This is a genomic window from Escherichia albertii (assembly GCF_028622335.1).
GTDB classification, from domain to species: Bacteria; Pseudomonadota; Gammaproteobacteria; order Enterobacterales; family Enterobacteriaceae; genus Escherichia; species Escherichia albertii.
Map to the genome: position 1 here is coordinate 711,252 of NZ_CP117568.1, position 16,491 is coordinate 727,742.

Genomic DNA, 16,491 nt, shown 5'->3' on the forward strand with positions numbered 1-16,491 from the left:
TTTGCAAGATTCACACAGTAATATCTTTCCACTCAATAATTTTTAACGCCCCTGTCGGACAGGCATTTGCGCATTCACCGCATAACACACATTTCGACGATTTTTTAGTTTCAGTATTTACGGTAGCCATCATCCACGGACACGCAGTGATACAGGCGCTACAACCAATGCAACGTTTATGATCGACGGTTATACATCCCTCTTCCTGCTGCCAGGTAATCGCACCAATCGGGCAAACCTTCAGGCATTGCGGATCTTTACACTGGCGGCAGGTGTCAGCGGTATAGTTCAGATCGCCATACAGGCCGCCCCCAGAACCAGGCCCTTTATCGCCAAAGAAAAAATTACGATGGATTTTGATACGGGAGAAAAAGGTGCCAACCGCGCCATCGTTAAAGTTTGTGCACGAGATTTCACAGCGATGGCAACCCGTGCAGCGCGCTCGCTGGGTAACCAGAACCCCTTTAGGTGTGTTTATTAAACCTACAGTGCCGCTATCGACATCTTCCTGTTTGCAGCCTAAAAGTGACAGTAACGCAGGTGCAATAGTTAAACCTGCAAGGCCTTTTCCTGATATACGCAAAAATTCAAGTCGCGTTAAGCCAATATCTAATAATGGACGATTAACCGGGTTCATTTATTTCGCATCCTCTTCGCAAACACAGTGCTGACAATTCAACAGTCGGGAACGCTAATACGCTGCTGACTATGCCTTCAACACCAGATTTTTTGTCCTAACCCGATAGCGTATGAGATATCTTTTAACGCAAATAAACCAATCCATTATGGTTAGGTAAAAAAATAATGTAATTATTCTGAGGGCGTAACATTGATCGTTATCAATTAAGATTTGAAAGCGGGAAATTTAAGATGGAGTGATATCTATTATCATTTGAAATTAATTTTCCTTAATCAACAATTATTTGTGACGCACATTCCAGAAAGAGAAAATACAGCCCTCGCTATAAAATTAAATACATACCGAAACTCATATGATTTCCCTTATTGCTATTTATGAAAAAAAGAAATCATAAAACGCTTAAATAAAAAATAGGGATGACGCATTGAGCGCCTCCCTGAACGTTTATTTCACCAATGCGTTAATCACCGTTTCCATCGCCTGCTTCTCCAGGTCGCCACGTTGAATGCGTTTATTGGCTAACGCCGTACGCAATACTCCCGCGATGACAATGTGCCTGGGCTCTTGTCCCAGATCGCGCATCTCCAGCACGACTTTACCCACAACTCTGCACATTTCGCGGTACAGTTCGTCATCTTTTGTCCGGTCGCTCATTATTTTCACCCATTTATCGTACCAACTATCAGCATATATCAGTCTATCCAGTTAAACAAAAAACAAATAAAATCAAACAAATAACTCGATGGATTATTTTATTTACATCAATTAAGTCATGATATATTCACATTCTGGTTTGCCGCTGTCATGCCTTCCGCCCTACCCCGTTGCGCAAATAGCAATAGTTTTGCGCAATCTATTACCGGAAACGTTAAATCTTTGATAACAATTTACTGTGTATAAGCATGAGTGTTTTTTGAAACGCTGTTTTTGTTTTCCTTTTGGATTAAATTCAGCGTATAATGCGCGCCAATTGACTCTTGAATGGTTTCAGCACTTTGGACTGTAGAACTCAACGACTCAAAAACAGGCACCCGCGTTGGGCTGAGACGCAAGCACACATTCCTCTGCACGCTTTTTCGATGTCACCTATCCTTAGAGCGAGGCACTATCACTTTCGTAATACCGAATTCGCTTTTCGGCAGTGCGCCCAGAAAGCAAGTTTCTCCTATCCTTCTCAACTTAAAGACTAAGACTGTCATGAAAAAGACCAAAATTGTTTGCACCATCGGACCAAAAACCGAATCTGAAGAGATGTTAGCTAAAATGCTGGACGCAGGCATGAACGTTATGCGTCTGAACTTCTCTCATGGTGACTATGCAGAACACGGTCAGCGCATTCAGAATCTGCGCAACGTGATGAGCAAAACCGGTAAAACCGCCGCTATCCTGCTCGATACTAAAGGCCCGGAAATCCGCACCATGAAACTGGAAGGCGGTAATGACGTTTCTCTGAAAGCCGGTCAGACCTTTACTTTCACTACTGACAAATCCGTTATCGGCAACAACGAAATGGTTGCGGTAACTTATGAAGGTTTCACCACTGACTTGTCCGTCGGCAACACCGTACTGGTTGACGATGGTCTGATCGGTATGGAAGTTACCGCTATTGAAGGTAACAAAGTTATCTGTAAGGTACTGAACAACGGCGATCTGGGTGAAAACAAAGGCGTCAACCTGCCAGGTGTTTCCATCGCTCTGCCAGCTCTTGCTGAAAAAGACAAACAGGATCTGATCTTCGGTTGCGAACAAGGCGTTGACTTTGTTGCTGCGTCCTTTATTCGTAAGCGTTCTGACGTTATCGAAATCCGTGAGCACCTGAAAGCACACGGCGGCGAAAACATCCACATCATCTCTAAAATCGAAAACCAGGAAGGCCTGAATAACTTCGACGAAATCCTCGAGGCGTCTGACGGCATCATGGTTGCGCGTGGCGACCTGGGTGTAGAAATCCCGGTTGAAGAAGTTATCTTCGCCCAGAAAATGATGATCGAAAAATGTATCCGTGCACGTAAAGTCGTTATCACGGCGACCCAGATGCTGGATTCCATGATTAAAAACCCACGTCCGACTCGTGCGGAAGCCGGTGACGTTGCCAACGCCATCCTCGACGGTACCGACGCAGTCATGCTGTCTGGTGAGTCAGCAAAAGGTAAATATCCGCTGGAAGCGGTTTCTATCATGGCGACCATCTGTGAACGTACCGACCGCGTAATGAACAGCCGTCTCGAGTTCAACAACGACAACCGTAAACTGCGTATTACCGAAGCGGTTTGCCGTGGCGCTGTTGAAACTGCGGAAAAACTGGATGCGCCGCTGATCGTCGTAGCGACCCGAGGCGGTAAGTCTGCTCGCGCAGTGCGTAAATACTTCCCGGATGCCACCATTCTGGCGCTGACCACTAACGAAAAAACGGCTCACCAACTGGTGCTGAGCAAAGGTGTTGTACCGCAGTTAGTGAAAGAAATCACCTCTACTGATGATTTCTATCGTCTGGGTAAAGAACTGGCGCTACAAAGCGGTCTGGCACACAAAGGCGACGTCGTGGTAATGGTTTCCGGTGCGCTGGTACCAAGCGGCACCACTAACACCGCATCTGTTCACGTGCTGTAATATTGCTTTTGTGAATTAATTTGTATATCAAAGCGCCCTTATGGGCGCTTTTTTTATTTAATCGATAACCAGGAACAATAAAAAATCAAATCGGATTTCACTATATAATCTCACTTTATCTAAGATGAATCCGATGGAAGCGTCCTGTTTTCTCTCAATTTTTTTATCTAAAACTCAGCGTTCGATGCTTCTTTGAGCGAACGATCAAAAATAAGTGCCTTCACATCAAAAAAATATTCTCAACATAAAAAACTTTGTGTAATACTTGTAACGCTACATGGAGATTAACTCAATCTAGAGGGTATTAATAATGAAAGCTACTAAACTGGTACTGGGCGCGGTAATCCTGGGTTCTACTCTGCTGGCAGGTTGCTCCAGCAACGCTAAAATCGATCAGCTGTCTTCTGACGTTCAGACTCTGAACGCTAAAGTTGACCAGCTGAGCAACGACGTGAACGCAATGCGTTCCGACGTTCAGGCTGCTAAAGATGACGCAGCTCGTGCTAACCAGCGTCTGGACAACATGGCTACTAAATACCGCAAGTAATAGTACCTGTGAAGTGAAAAATGGCGCACATTGTGCGCCATTTTTTTGCTTGCTAATTACACCTATTGCGTCGCACGTAACAAATTACCCTGCTCTGGTTCACTATTTTGCGCAGATTCTACCGTTGGCATATTACTTACCTTCGGTGTTTGTCCACGGCTTACCGCAACCGGATACCCCGCCCGGCGATACAATGCTTTATCGACCCGTGTCTGATCTACAGCCTGATTATCTTTGAATGGCATAAAACCAACGGGCAATTTATACGGCATCGTCTGAACATTCTGCTGTTCTTCTGCCGACAATGGTCGATGCACTTCCACATAACGCATACCATTCGGTTCTACGGAATATTTCACCGGTTCATTGATCACTCTCACCGGCGTTCCTGTTCTCACGCTGGAGAACAATGCTTTGATATCCGGCGCGTTCATACGAATACACCCCGAGCTGACGCGCAAACCGACGCTATCCGGCGCGCTGGTGCCATGAATGAGATATTCGCCATTGCCGTGTGCTAGACGCAGCGCGTAACGTCCTAATGGATTATTCGGCCCTGCAGGAACAACTGGCGGTAATTTAATGCCACGCTCCAGTGAGCGCTGACGAATCCCCGCAGTTGGCGTCCAGGTTGGATTCGGTATCTTCTGCCCTACGCGCGTTTCCATCACCGGCGTTTCCAGTCCCTGCAAGCCAATTCCTATCGGGTAGACCTGCACAATATTTTCTCCCGGCGGATAATAATAAAGGCGCAGTTCAGCAAGATTGACAATTATCCCCTGACGCGGCGCATCAGGTAATAACAGTTGCGAAGGAATCGTTATCGTCGTACCGGGTTTTGGCACTGGAGCGATAGTGTTATTGGCTTCAAGGATCAACATTGCCGCAGTATCAAAACGTCGGGCAATGGCTTGCAGATTTTTATCCCCCTCTTGCACCGTGTAGGTTTGATTTTGCCCAACCAGTCGGCTTCCGGTTGGTGGGAGCGGATAATCAACCGCCCAGGCTGCGTGGATAGCGCTAAAAGCGCCGATAAGAGCGAATGTAAGCAAAGACGCGCGTTTCATTGTAAACCTCCTGTATTTGCCGGAGACTCACGCTGAAACGTCGGATGGCACTTATGCTTACCTGAAGACGAAACACTCCTGTGCTGACCAGAGTAAGCATCGACCATCCGGCAAAGTGAGCCAACCGGATGAAAGCTGTCCCTTTAGTTTAGCTAAGTGCAGCAGCTTTGGTGCGAATTGCGCGAATCATCGCTTCCAGACCTTGCGAACGTGATGGGGTGAGATGTTGAGTGAGAGCCATTTTTTCAAACCACGGGCGCACATCAAAATTAACAATATCCTGCGGCGTCATTTGATCATAGAGAATAAAAACAACGGCAATAAGCCCTTTCACAATGGCGGCATCGCTGTCGCCCTGCAATTCAATAATTCCCTGCGCATTCTGACACATCACAATCCACACCTGACTCTGGCAGCCCTGAATACTATTTTGCGGACTTTTGTCTTCATCGCGTAATTCCGGCAGACGCTGGCCCAGTTCAATAATGTAGAGATACTTCTCTTCCCAGTTGGCGCAACGTAAAAAGTTACGCAGCAATTTTTCTTTATCCGGCAAGACAGCCATAAAGCCTCCCTGTTATCCCAGCAGACGATGAATACGTTGCAATCCGGTCACCAGGCGATCCACTTCTTCATGGGTGTTATACATAGCCAGCGACGCCCGACACATAGCGGGGACGTTGTAGTAGGCCATTAATGGCATTGCGCAATGATGTCCGGTACGCACAGCAATGCCGTAGTTATCGAGAAAACTGCCAACGTCATAGGCGTGGTGTTTACCGAGATTAAAAGCGATAACGCCAAGTCTGTTCCGTGGCCCATACAGAGTGAGATCCGGTACAGATTCCAGCTGTGACAGCGCATAATGCATCAGATTCTGTTCATACTCGGCAATGTTGTTAAGCCCCAGCGCTGAAACATACTCCAGTGCCGCGCCAAGACCAATAATGCCACCGGTATTGGGCGTACCCGCCTCAAACCGCCACGGCGCTTTGGCCCAGGTGGTGCCTTCACTCAGGCTGACGGTAGCGATCATTGACCCGCCCCCTTCCCACGGCGGCATCTCCTGCAATAAGGCTTCTTTTACATACAGAATGCCAATCCCGGTGGGACCATACAGTTTATGCCCGGAAAAAACGTAGAAATCGCAGTCCAGCGCCTGAACGTCTACCGGATGGTGCATCACCGCCTGAGCGCCATCCACCAGCACTTTTGCGCCATACTGATGCGCAAGCGTAATCATCTCCGACAGCGGGTTCTCCGTTCCCAGCACATTGGAGACATGAGTAATCGCCAGCAGGCGAGTTTTCTCATCGAACAGATTGGATAGCCTCTCCAGTTGTAGCGTACCGTCAGGGTTAAGGGGAATCACCCGCAACTCGGCGCCAACGCGCGCGCAAAGCATCTGCCAGGGAACAATGTTGGCATGATGTTCCATCTGACTGATGATGATGTTATCGCCCGCCCGCACGTTGCTGTTGCCCCAGCTATTGGCGACCAGGTTAATGCCTTCCGTCGTGCCACGCACAAACACCAGTTCTTCTGCAGAACGAGCATTAATAAACAGCGATGCCCGCTTGCGCACGTTCTCCATTTTCTCGGTCGCCTGAGCGCTTAATGTATGGATACCGCGGTGTACCGCCGCATAGCCATGACGATAAAATTCAGCCTCGGCGTCAATCACCTGGCCCGGTTTCTGGGCGCTGGCGGCACTGTCGAGATAAGCCAGAGGCAGACCATTCACCTCTCGCGAGAGCACCGGAAAATCGGCCCGTACTTTATCGACGGAAAACGTCATCTTGCACCTCCTGGCAGCCGTTGACCGATGCGCGCCAACACCTGCTGTTTAAGCTCTTCATCACGCAGTGCCTCCGTCAGTTCGGCAGCAAAGGCGTAGATGATCATCTGCTGGGCATCCTGCTGATTAATCCCGCGCGAGCGCAGATAGAACATCTGTTCGTCATCAATACGCCCCACCGTCGCGCCGTGGCTGCATTTCACGTCATCAGCATAAATTTCCAGTTGTGGTTTGGTATCCACCTCCGCCAGTTTGCCCATCAACAAGTTATTGTTGGTCATCTGACCGTCAGTTTTAATGGCGTGCCGCGCGACATTGATCAAACCGTTAAAAACCGCGCGCCCTTTGTCGCTAACGATAGTTTTGTGCAACTGGCGGCTATTACAAAAACCTTTATTGTGTTCCAGCCAGGTGCGGGTATCACACACCTCGTTTTTCACCGGCATCGCCAGGCTATTGATACGCAACGTGCTATTTTCGCCATTGAGCTGCGTACTGGTGTTGTGCCGTAACACGGCGCCGCCAAGCAGGAAACTGTGGCTAAATGCGGTGGCATCGTCTGCCAGCAACATATCGTTATGCGCAAAGTGATGACTGACCGGGTTTTCAAACGCCAGCTTGATATGCTGCAAATGAGCGTTCGCCGCCACGTTGATGGTCAACCGCGCACCGGTAAAATGTCGGGCCTCGTTAAGGCTAACGAAATGCTCAATCACCGTCGCCTCGGCACCTTCCGCCAGCTCCAGATGATGGCGATAATGGGCGGTATTCACCTCTTCACCTGCCACGCCCTGGGTGATATGCATTAACAGCAATGGTTTCGCAGGCCGTTGACCGCGCTTCACAGCGATATGCGTAACACTTTGCGCCAGGCTTTCCGTCAGATGGAGAAACACTTCCGCCTGAATGGCGTCGGGCAATCCCTGACGGTCATCGTTAATGCTTACTTCATATCCGCTGCCTTCCGTTGCATCGCTAAGTGCTGACACGTAACGTCCATCGACAAACACCAGCCGCACGGCGTCTAACGTTAACGCTAAGGCATCACGCTGCTGTGGGGATATCTCCCCCGCAATGCTGACAAACTGGCTATTGGTCAGCCCTTCCAGCGGCGTATATTTCCAGTGCTCATGCTTACGCGTCGGCAGGCCGGTACGTAGCAGTTGTTGTAAGTGTTGTTGAGCTTCCGGCGATCGTTTCGCCCCTTTGGCCTCAAACAAGTGATGCCACTGTTGCAGCGCGTTACTGCTGTTCGGTAAGCCAGCCATAACCCTGCTCCTCCAGTTGTTTGACCAACGTAAAATCGCCAGATTTCACAATCCGCCCCTGATACAGCACATGGACGAAATCCGGTTTGATGTAGTCGAGAATGCGCTGGTAGTGCGTAACAATGATGAATGAACGTTTGCCATCGCGTAGTGAGTTCACGCCATCGGCAACCACTTTTAATGCGTCGATATCCAGCCCGGAATCCGACTCATCAAGAATGCACAGTTCTGGCTCCAGCACGGCCATTTGCAGAATATCGTTACGCTTTTTCTCGCCACCGGAAAAACCGACGTTCACCGAGCGGGTCAATAAATCTTCCGGCATCTTCAGCAGGGCGATTTTTTCTTCCATCAAATCCTGAAAATCAAAGCGGTCGAGCGCGTCCTGACCACGATAGCTACGCACTGCATTAAGTGCCGTTTGCAGAAAAAACTGGTTACTGACGCCAGGAATTTCCACCGGATACTGAAAGGCCATAAAGATGCCTTCGCCAGCACGATCTTCCGGCGACAACTCAAGCAAATCTTTACCTTTAAACTCAATCGTGCCGCCCGTTACTTCATAATCTTCGCGCCCGGCAAGTGTTGCCGATAAGGTACTTTTCCCCGAACCGTTTGGCCCCATAATGGCGTGAACTTCGCCGGGACGAACGTCGAGGCTTAATCCGCGCAGAATAGCTTTATCTTCCACGCTGACGTGTAAATCTTTAATACTTAACATGTTTATTCCTTATCCAACGCTATGTTCAAGACTGATGGCGAGAAGTTTTTGTGCTTCAACGGCAAATTCCAGCGGCAATTCCGAGAAAACATCTTTGCAGAAGCCGTTAACAATCATTGAGATGGCGTCTTCTTCGCTGATCCCGCGTTGCAGGCAGTAAAACAGTTGATCCTCGCCAATACGCGAGGTGGTGGCCTCATGTTCCAGTTGAGCGCTATTGTTACGACACTCGACATACGGGAAGGTATGCGCCCCACAGTTAGCGCCAATCAGCATTGAGTCGCACTGGGTGAAGTTGCGTGCATTGGTCGCCGTCGGCATGATTTTCACTAATCCGCGATAGCTGTTCTGGCTGTGTCCGGCAGAGATCCCTTTCGAGATAATGGTCGATTTGGTGTTTTTGCCGATGTGGATCATTTTGGTGCCGGTATCGGCCTGTTGATGACCGCTGGTTAGCGCCACCGAGTAAAACTCACCGATGGAGTTATCGCCGCGCAAAATGCAGCTGGGATATTTCCACGTAATCGCTGAACCGGTTTCTGATTGCGTCCATGACATTTTACTGTTTTCCCCTTCGCACAAAGCGCGCTTGGTGACGAAGTTGAGAATACCGCCGCTATTGTTATCGCCAGGGAACCAGTTTTGCACCGTGGAATATTTCACCTCGGCGTTTTTATGGATGATGACTTCTACCACCGCCGCGTGTAACTGATAGCTGTCACGCACCGGAGCGGAACAACCTTCAATGTAGCTGACGTAGCTGTCTTCGTCGGCCACCAGAATGGTGCGCTCAAACTGCCCGGTTTTTTCCGCGTTAATGCGGAAATAGGTGGAAAGTTCCATCGGGCAGCGCACGCCTTTAGGCACATAAATAAACGTACCGTCAGAGGCCACCGCCGCATTAAGCGCGGCAAAGAAATTGTCATTCCCCGGCACCACGGTGCCGAGATATTTGCGCACCAGTTCCGGGTGTTCGTGAATCGCCTCGCCAAAGGAACAGAAAATAATTCCCTGCTCCGCCAGTTTTTCGCGATAAGTGGTGGCAACCGAAACAGAGTCGAAAATGGCATCCACCGCCACCTCTTTGCCTTCCCGCACGGGAACGCCTAACTGCTCAAATGCCGCCTCCACCTCTTTACTTAAAAAAGCGTTCGCGCCAGTTTGCTGCACCGCGCCGGGTTCCGACACGCAGGTGTCGTCACAATTACCGCATGATGGTGCCGAGTAATAGCTGTAATCCTGATAATTCAGCTTGTCATAGTGCGCTTTTAGCCAGTGCGGTTCCTCCATCTCCAGCCATGCGCGATAGGCGTTGAGGCGAAACTCCAGCATCCACTCCGGCTCATTACGCTTCGCCGAGATTGCACGCACCACCTCTTCGTTTATCCCCTTTGCCAGCTCATCAGTGGCTAACTGGGTGAAGAATCCTTCTTTATAATTCAGCGGGCCGCCGGTCCAGGTTTTGACATCGTCAGTTGCTTCAGTATTACGAGACATAGTACCGCCTATACCCCAAAGCTTTCGCCACAGCCACATTCATTCTGGGCTTTCGGGTTGTGAAATTTGAATATCTGATTGAGACCTTCACGAACGAAATCGACTTCCGTGCCATCAATAAACGGCATTGCCTGTAATGGGACGTACAGCTTCGCGCCGTCGTGTTCAAAAAGCAGATCGTCTTTGTCCGGCTCGCTGACGCTATCGAGCACATAGCCAAAGCCCGCACAGCCGGTTTGTTTGACGCCTAAACGCACACCGACCATACCAGGCTGCTTTGCCACCAGCTCACAGATGTGGACCGCGGCAGCGGGTGTCAGCGTTAAGCCCTGCCAGGCGAAATCCTCTGGATTAAACGTTTCTGAATGCATGTCCATCGACTTACCTCACTTCATCGCTTTCAGCATATAACAGCATGTTAGTGATAATGATTATCAGTACAACACAGAAAACGCAGGGGCTTTTCCGTAAAACATGCTTTTTGCCTGCATTTAATAAGCATAGACCCTGATGTGTGGGTTAACAGGTACGAGAAAAATCAGATATCTCATTGTTAAATAATGATTCTTATCGGAAGAGAGTTAAGGCTGTGATGGAAAAGAAAAAGTTGTATTGGAAATGACTATTTAAGAGATAGGTAAAAAATAGCGGGCTCATAAAATAAGAAAACCCTTAAGTCTGTACAACACAGACTTAAGGGTTTCTACCCCACCCGGCGCTTATCTCCGGCACTCACAGTGGCTTAGCTCTTGAAGGGGCGATAAGAATAATCTCATAAGATCCGACCGCCGTTTTAACACAAACTTCGATTTGTATTTTTTTTAAGCAAGATCAAACGAGTAAAAACGAGACAGATGAGAGGAAAATGGTCAGACCTGGACAAAATATTAATCCAGGTCAATAGGGCGTACAGACTATATTCAGTAACGATTAATGGACGCCCAGACGCCAGGCGAAGTAGATTTCTTCAACCAGTTCAGTAGAAGAGAGCGCGAGCAGGTCAGCAAATTCAAGTTCTAATTGTTTCAGTCGTTTGAGATATTGGGCAGGAGAAAGATTGCTTTGGTCGCGGCGTAAAAACTCGATTGCCAGTTGGGTGGGATTGAGTTGAGTAGACATAACATCCTCGCTTGTAGACAAGACCTGCACAGTATACCACCGTTTACTGCGCAGATAATAACCAAAAGCAATATGCGTCACACTTTTTTAGTGACAACGTCACAAAATGGCCGTCGTCAATCGTGATGAACAGCACAAACGCCCTTTCTCATCGAAGATTTCGATCTGCCAGACCTGATGACGCGAACCGAGATGTAACGGTCTGCAAACGCCGCGGACTCGCCCTTCTCGCGCCGATCGCACATGGTTAGCATTAATTTCTAAGCCAACGACTTTTTGATCACCTTCAGTACATAAATAACCGGCAATAGAACCGATACTCTCTGCAAGGACCACCGATGCACCGCCATGCAGCAGCCCAAGCGGCTGCTTTGTTCGTTGATCTACCGGCATCGTCGCTTCCAGAGTATCGTCGCCAATACGCTCAAAGCGAATATCCAGCAACCCCACCATATTTCCGTCCCCCATGGCATTCAGTGCTTCAAGGGTGGCTTCACGTTTCCATATCATTTAATGATCTCCAGTAATGCTTGCACAGGATGGCGTACCCCTGTCCCTTCAACCCGTTTCACCTGACTGCGACAGGAATATCCGGTCGCCAGACAGCGATTACGTGGCAACCGCTGCATTGCCTGATGCCAGGATAACTCATAGATACCGAGCGAGTTTTTATGATTTTTCGCTTCATGTCCGTAAGTGCCCGCCATACCGCAACAACCAACGCTAACATTCTCCAGCTTTGCGCCAAAACGGGCAAATATAGCGGCCCACTGGGCAGGCGCGCCGGGCAAAGCAGTGACTTCAGTACAGTGACCAAAGAAATACCACGCTTCACCGCTGGCTATAAGCTCTGGCTGAGGCTGAAGCGCGCCTGCCAACCATTCATTCGCCAGCAAGACGTTAAACTCGCCGCGTTCCTCGCCGAGGACCAGTTTATATTCATCACGATAACAGAGCACCAGTGCCGGATCGACGCCCACCATTGGCATTCCCAGCTTCGCCACGCGGTTGAGGAAATCCGCCGTTTTTTTCGCCGTTTTCGCAAAGCGTGTGAGGAATCCCTTGATATGCTGCGCTTTACCGTTCGGCGAGAACGGCAGCAGCACCGGCTGATAGCCTAATTTCTCGATCAGGCGTACAAAATCCGCTACCACCTGCGCATCGTAATAGCTGGTAAAAGGATCCTGCACCACCAGCACCGTACGCGCTTTCTGCTCTGTATTGAGGGCTTCAAGCTGTTCCAGCGTCATGTTCGCCGAGCGATGCCCTACCATTTGTTGTTGCAGCGACGGTACCGAAAGCAGCGGTAAATCAACCATACCGATGTGCTTTTCAGAGAGTTTGCGCACCAACGGCTGGCGAAGAAAGAAGTTAAAAGTCTTCGGCGCGCGCGCCATCAACGGAGCATAACTCTCAACCGTTGCGACCAGATGATCACGCAACGGGCGCAAATAACGAGTGTGGTAAAGCTGCAGAAAGCGAGAACGGAACTCCGGCACGTCAATTTTGATTGGGCACTGGGTCGAACACGCTTTACAAGCCAGACAACCTGACATCGCCTCTTTGACTTCGTGAGAGAAGTCATATTCGCCTTTATTTGCATGCCAGCTATTACGGGTGCGGGCAATCAACATACGCAAACTGGCGCGCGTTTCCGGTAGTTCCTGCTCCAGCTTTAAGGGATCTACGCCGCGATCGGCCAGCAAACGTAGCCATTCGCGTACCAGAGTCGCTCGCCCTTTTGGTGAATGAATCCGGTTCTGACTGATTTTCATCGACGGGCACATTGGGCTGCGGGCATCAAAGTTAAAACAAAGACCGTTGCCATTACATTCCATGGCCCCGCGCCACTGCTGACGCACTGCGATGGGGATCTGTCGGTCATACGTCCCGCGCTTCAGCGCATCCACTTTCATCATAGGCGCGTCAATGCCTTCTGGCGGACAAATTTTCCCTGGATTAAGCCGGTTATGCGGATCAAACGCCGCTTTGACTTTGCGCAGTTCAGCAAAAAGTTCCTCACCAAAAAACGCCGGGCTGTATTCGGCACGAAAACCTTTACCATGCTCGCCCCACAACAAACCACCGTATTTCGCGGTAAGCGCCACCACATCATCAGAGATTTGCTTCATCAAAACCTCTTGCTGTGGGTCACACATATCCAGTGCCGGACGAACGTGCAACACCCCCGCATCAACGTGACCAAACATGCCATAACTTAAGCCGTGACTATCGAGCAACGCGCGAAACTCAGCAATATAATCCGCCAGGTGTTCCGGCGGAACGCAGGTATCTTCGGCAAAAGGAATCGGTTTTGCCTGGCCTTTGGCATTTCCCAATAACCCAACGGCTTTTTTACGCATCGCATAAATACGTTCGACACCCGCCAGTTCGCGGCACACCTGCCAGCCAATCACCCCTGCTTGTTGGCTGGCGATAAGCTCATCCAGCCGCGCACAAAGCGCATTCACCTGCTCGTCAATCAGTGACTCATCATCGCCTGCAAATTCAACAATGTTCAACCCGAGCATCTCTTTGTCGGGTACATCGGTAATCAGCTCACTGACGGAGTGCCAGACAATATCTTCTCGCGCCAGGTTCAGGACTTTAGAATCCACCGTCTCAACCGAAAGCGCGCGAGCTTCTACCATAAACGGCGCGTTACGCAGTGCAGAATCAAAAGAATCATATTTGACGTTCACCAGACGGCGCACTTTAGGCAGACGAGTAATATCCAGACGCGCTTCAGTAATAAAAGCCAGCGTCCCTTCTGACCCGGTCAGAATGCGCGTCAGGTCAAACTCGGTCATCTCATCGTTAAAAACATGACGCAGATCGTAACCGGTTAAAAAGCGATTAAGTTTGGGGAATTTGTCGATGATTAACTGGCGTTGCTGACGGCAGCGTTGATAAACAGTGTTGTAGACTCGTCCAATAGTGGTATTGGTTTTACCCAATGTTTCAGCCAGTTCAACGGGTAAAGGTTGCGTATCGAGAATATCGCCCCCCAACAACACCGCCCGCACGCCCAGTACGTGATCTGAGGTTTTCCCATACACCAGCGACCCCTGACCGGACGCATCAGTGTTTATCATCCCACCAAGCGTTGCCCGATTACTGGTTGAGAGTTCCGGCGCAAAAAAATAGCCGTACGGTTTCAGGTATTGGTTAAGTTGGTCTTTAATGACCCCTGCTTCAACACGAACCCACCCCTCTTCAGGATTAATTTCGATAATACGGTTCATATGGCGGGACATATCAACAATAATCCCCTGATTGAGCGCCTGACCATTAGTACCAGTGCCACCGCCGCGCGGAGTAAAGATCAGCGATGAATAGCGCTCCTGCGCCGCCAGACGGACGAGCAGCGTCACATCTGCGGTTGAACGTGGAAATACCACTGCATCGGGAAGAAGTTGATAAATACTGTTGTCGGTCGACATTGTCAGACGATCGGCATAGCTTGTTGCCGTATCGCCAGTAAACCCCTGTTGCTCAAGCTCTTGCAAAAAATTAAGCACCAGTTGAACGACGCCGGGTGCCTGGGAAATCTGTGGAATCATTATATTGACCCTTTCCTGCGGTCTGTGATGTAGGTCGATACACGGTTCTTTCAGGCTGCTGCAATAGCGAACCGAAAGGTGATGTTTACTTACTCTATGGATTTCGAGTTGCAGGAAGGCGGCAAGCGAGTGAACTCCAGGAGCTTACAAAAGTAAGTGACTGGGGGGAACGAACGTAGCCGCAGCACATGCAACTTGAAACATGACGAGTAAATCGTTTGCGTGTTGCCTGAGTTGTTGTACCACATTTTTTTCTTACTCGCCCATCAGAATTAAGGGCAGAATCGTTCTGTTAAAAACCGCTGAAATTGCTCATCATTATATAGGTGAGTTTTGCGTATTCACGTCGCGTCGACGATTTGACGCACAAAAAAGGTGAAAAGTAGTTATGGTAAATATTCGTCAGCCCAGGGATGTTGCACAAATTCTGCTTTCGGTGCTGTTTTTAGCCATCATGATTGTGGCATGTCTGTGGATTGTTCAACCCTTTATTCTCGGCTTTGCATGGGCCGGTACGGTGGTTATCGCCACATGGCCGGTATTGTTACGCTTACAAAAGATCATGTTTGGCCGTCGCTCTCTCGCCGTGCTGGTGATGACAATGTTATTAGTGATGGTGTTTATCATCCCTATTGCTTTACTGGTTAATAGCATTGTTGACGGCAGCGGCCCGCTGATCAAAGCCATCTCCAGTGGTGACATGACGCTACCCGATCTCGCCTGGCTTAATACCATCCCGGTAATTGGCGCGAAGCTTTACGCTGGTTGGCATAATTTGCTGGATATGGGCGGCACGGCGATCATGGCGAAAGTCCGTCCTTATATTGGCACCACTACCACCTGGTTTGTTGGACAGGCAGCGCACATTGGACGTTTTATGATGCATTGTGCGCTGATGCTGCTGTTCAGCGCCCTGCTGTACTGGCGCGGCGAACAGGTAGCGCAAGGCATCCGCCATTTTGCGACCCGTCTGGCGGGCGTTCGCGGTGATGCGGCTGTGTTACTGGCGGCGCAAGCCATTCGTGCCGTGGCGTTGGGGGTAGTAGTCACCGCTCTGGTTCAGGCGGTGCTTGGCGGCATTGGTCTGGCGGTTGCCGGCGTTCCCTACGCAACGTTGTTGACGGTATTAATGATCCTCTCCTGCCTTGTCCAGCTTGGCCCGTTGCCAGTATTGATTCCAGCGATTATCTGGCTCTACTGGACAGGTGACACCACCTGGGGCACTGTGCTGCTGGTGTGGAGCGGCGTAGTTGGGACGCTGGATAATATCATCCGTCCTATGCTTATTCGCATGGGCGCCGATTTACCGCTGATTCTAATCCTCTCCGGGGTTATCGGGGGCTTAATTGCCTTTGGTATGATCGGCCTGTTTATTGGTCCTGTTCTGCTGGCCGTATCCTGGCGTCTTTTTGCAGCCTGGGTCGAAGAAGTTCCACCACCAACTGACCAACATGAGGAAATTCTCGAAGAACTGGGGGAAATAGAAAAAACGAATAAATAATCTCTCATCAGGCGGCTTTGCCGCCTGATTCTTAACCATCATTTATTAACTATCCATTTTTGCTCTTTCATTCTCCGACGTACTTTCATTCAACCGTCATTTCCCGTCGCAAAATCTTTACAGCTTTTAAACTAATAAGACGAATCTGATCGACGCAAAA

The 16,491-nt window shown here is 49.5% G+C and carries 16 protein-coding genes; 4 read left to right on the forward strand and 12 right to left on the reverse strand.

Going from position 1 to position 16,491, the window contains the following annotated elements; all coding sequences use genetic code 11:
• Positions 1-10 precede the first annotated feature (10 nt).
• Both PS053_RS03405 and fumD read right to left on the reverse strand, forming a co-directional pair.
• Positions 11-637 carry a ferredoxin-like protein gene (locus tag PS053_RS03405; RefSeq protein WP_059227377.1) on the reverse strand — a complete coding sequence of 209 codons (627 nt, stop codon included), beginning with the start codon at positions 635-637 and terminating at the stop codon, positions 11-13.
• Between the two features lie 447 nt (positions 638-1,084).
• Positions 1,085-1,294, reverse strand: coding sequence for a fumarate hydratase FumD (gene fumD / locus PS053_RS03410; RefSeq protein ID WP_256878960.1), 210 nt, complete (start codon positions 1,292-1,294; stop codon positions 1,085-1,087).
• A 341-nt stretch (positions 1,295-1,635) separates the two neighbouring features.
• Between fumD and ynhH the strand changes: the two genes are divergently transcribed.
• From ynhH to lpp, 3 genes are all read left to right on the forward strand, one after another.
• A complete protein-coding gene (gene ynhH / locus PS053_RS03415) occupies positions 1,636-1,830 on the forward strand; it encodes a protein YnhH (RefSeq protein WP_242704109.1) in 195 nt (64 codons plus the stop codon).
• A 7-nt stretch (positions 1,831-1,837) separates the two neighbouring features.
• Positions 1,838-3,250: a pyruvate kinase PykF gene (pykF, locus tag PS053_RS03420; protein ID WP_002462236.1), complete on the forward strand. Its 1,413-nt coding sequence runs from the start codon at positions 1,838-1,840 to the stop codon at positions 3,248-3,250.
• Positions 3,251-3,560: 310 nt separating this feature from the next.
• Complete coding sequence (lpp, locus tag PS053_RS03425) at positions 3,561-3,797, forward strand: murein lipoprotein Lpp (protein WP_000648420.1); 237 nt, start codon at positions 3,561-3,563, stop codon at positions 3,795-3,797.
• A gap of 62 nt (positions 3,798-3,859) precedes the next feature.
• On the opposite strand, the gene ldtE is transcribed toward lpp, so the two are convergent.
• The 10 genes from ldtE to ydiJ form a co-directional block, all read right to left on the reverse strand.
• Positions 3,860-4,864: a L,D-transpeptidase LdtE gene (ldtE, locus tag PS053_RS03430; protein ID WP_256878959.1), complete on the reverse strand. Its 1,005-nt coding sequence runs from the start codon at positions 4,862-4,864 to the stop codon at positions 3,860-3,862.
• 148 nt (positions 4,865-5,012) lie between these two features.
• A complete protein-coding gene (gene sufE / locus PS053_RS03435; RefSeq protein WP_000279729.1) occupies positions 5,013-5,429 on the reverse strand; it encodes a cysteine desulfuration protein SufE in 417 nt (138 codons plus the stop codon).
• Between the two features lie 12 nt (positions 5,430-5,441).
• Positions 5,442-6,662, reverse strand: coding sequence for a cysteine desulfurase SufS (sufS, locus tag PS053_RS03440; protein WP_000144543.1), 1,221 nt, complete (start codon positions 6,660-6,662; stop codon positions 5,442-5,444).
• Positions 6,659-7,930, reverse strand: coding sequence for a Fe-S cluster assembly protein SufD (gene sufD / locus PS053_RS03445; RefSeq protein ID WP_256878958.1), 1,272 nt, complete (start codon positions 7,928-7,930; stop codon positions 6,659-6,661). Before sufD ends, sufS begins: the two co-directional genes overlap by 4 nt.
• Complete coding sequence (gene sufC / locus PS053_RS03450; protein ID WP_025238944.1) at positions 7,905-8,651, reverse strand: Fe-S cluster assembly ATPase SufC; 747 nt, start codon at positions 8,649-8,651, stop codon at positions 7,905-7,907. The genes sufD and sufC overlap by 26 nt, the downstream gene beginning before the upstream one ends.
• 9 nt (positions 8,652-8,660) lie before the next feature.
• Positions 8,661-10,148 (reverse strand): Fe-S cluster assembly protein SufB, encoded by a 1,488-nt coding sequence (sufB, locus tag PS053_RS03455; RefSeq protein ID WP_059216332.1) that lies wholly within the window; start codon positions 10,146-10,148, stop codon positions 8,661-8,663.
• A gap of 8 nt (positions 10,149-10,156) precedes the next feature.
• Positions 10,157-10,525 (reverse strand): Fe-S cluster assembly scaffold SufA, encoded by a 369-nt coding sequence (sufA, locus tag PS053_RS03460; protein WP_000367148.1) that lies wholly within the window; start codon positions 10,523-10,525, stop codon positions 10,157-10,159.
• 553 nt (positions 10,526-11,078) lie between these two features.
• Complete coding sequence (locus PS053_RS03465) at positions 11,079-11,267, reverse strand: YdiH family protein (RefSeq protein WP_002462239.1); 189 nt, start codon at positions 11,265-11,267, stop codon at positions 11,079-11,081.
• Positions 11,268-11,366: 99 nt separating this feature from the next.
• Positions 11,367-11,777, reverse strand: coding sequence for a 1,4-dihydroxy-2-naphthoyl-CoA hydrolase (gene menI / locus PS053_RS03470; RefSeq protein ID WP_000637921.1), 411 nt, complete (start codon positions 11,775-11,777; stop codon positions 11,367-11,369).
• On the reverse strand, positions 11,774-14,830 hold the full coding sequence (ydiJ, locus tag PS053_RS03475) for a D-2-hydroxyglutarate dehydrogenase YdiJ (RefSeq protein ID WP_256878957.1): 3,057 nt from the start codon (positions 14,828-14,830) through the stop codon (positions 11,774-11,776). The genes menI and ydiJ overlap by 4 nt, the downstream gene beginning before the upstream one ends.
• 388 nt (positions 14,831-15,218) lie before the next feature.
• On the opposite strand from ydiJ, the gene ydiK reads away from it, so the two are divergent.
• On the forward strand, positions 15,219-16,331 hold the full coding sequence (ydiK, locus tag PS053_RS03480; RefSeq protein WP_054410559.1) for an AI-2E family transporter YdiK: 1,113 nt from the start codon (positions 15,219-15,221) through the stop codon (positions 16,329-16,331).
• Positions 16,332-16,491: the final 160 nt, after the last annotated feature.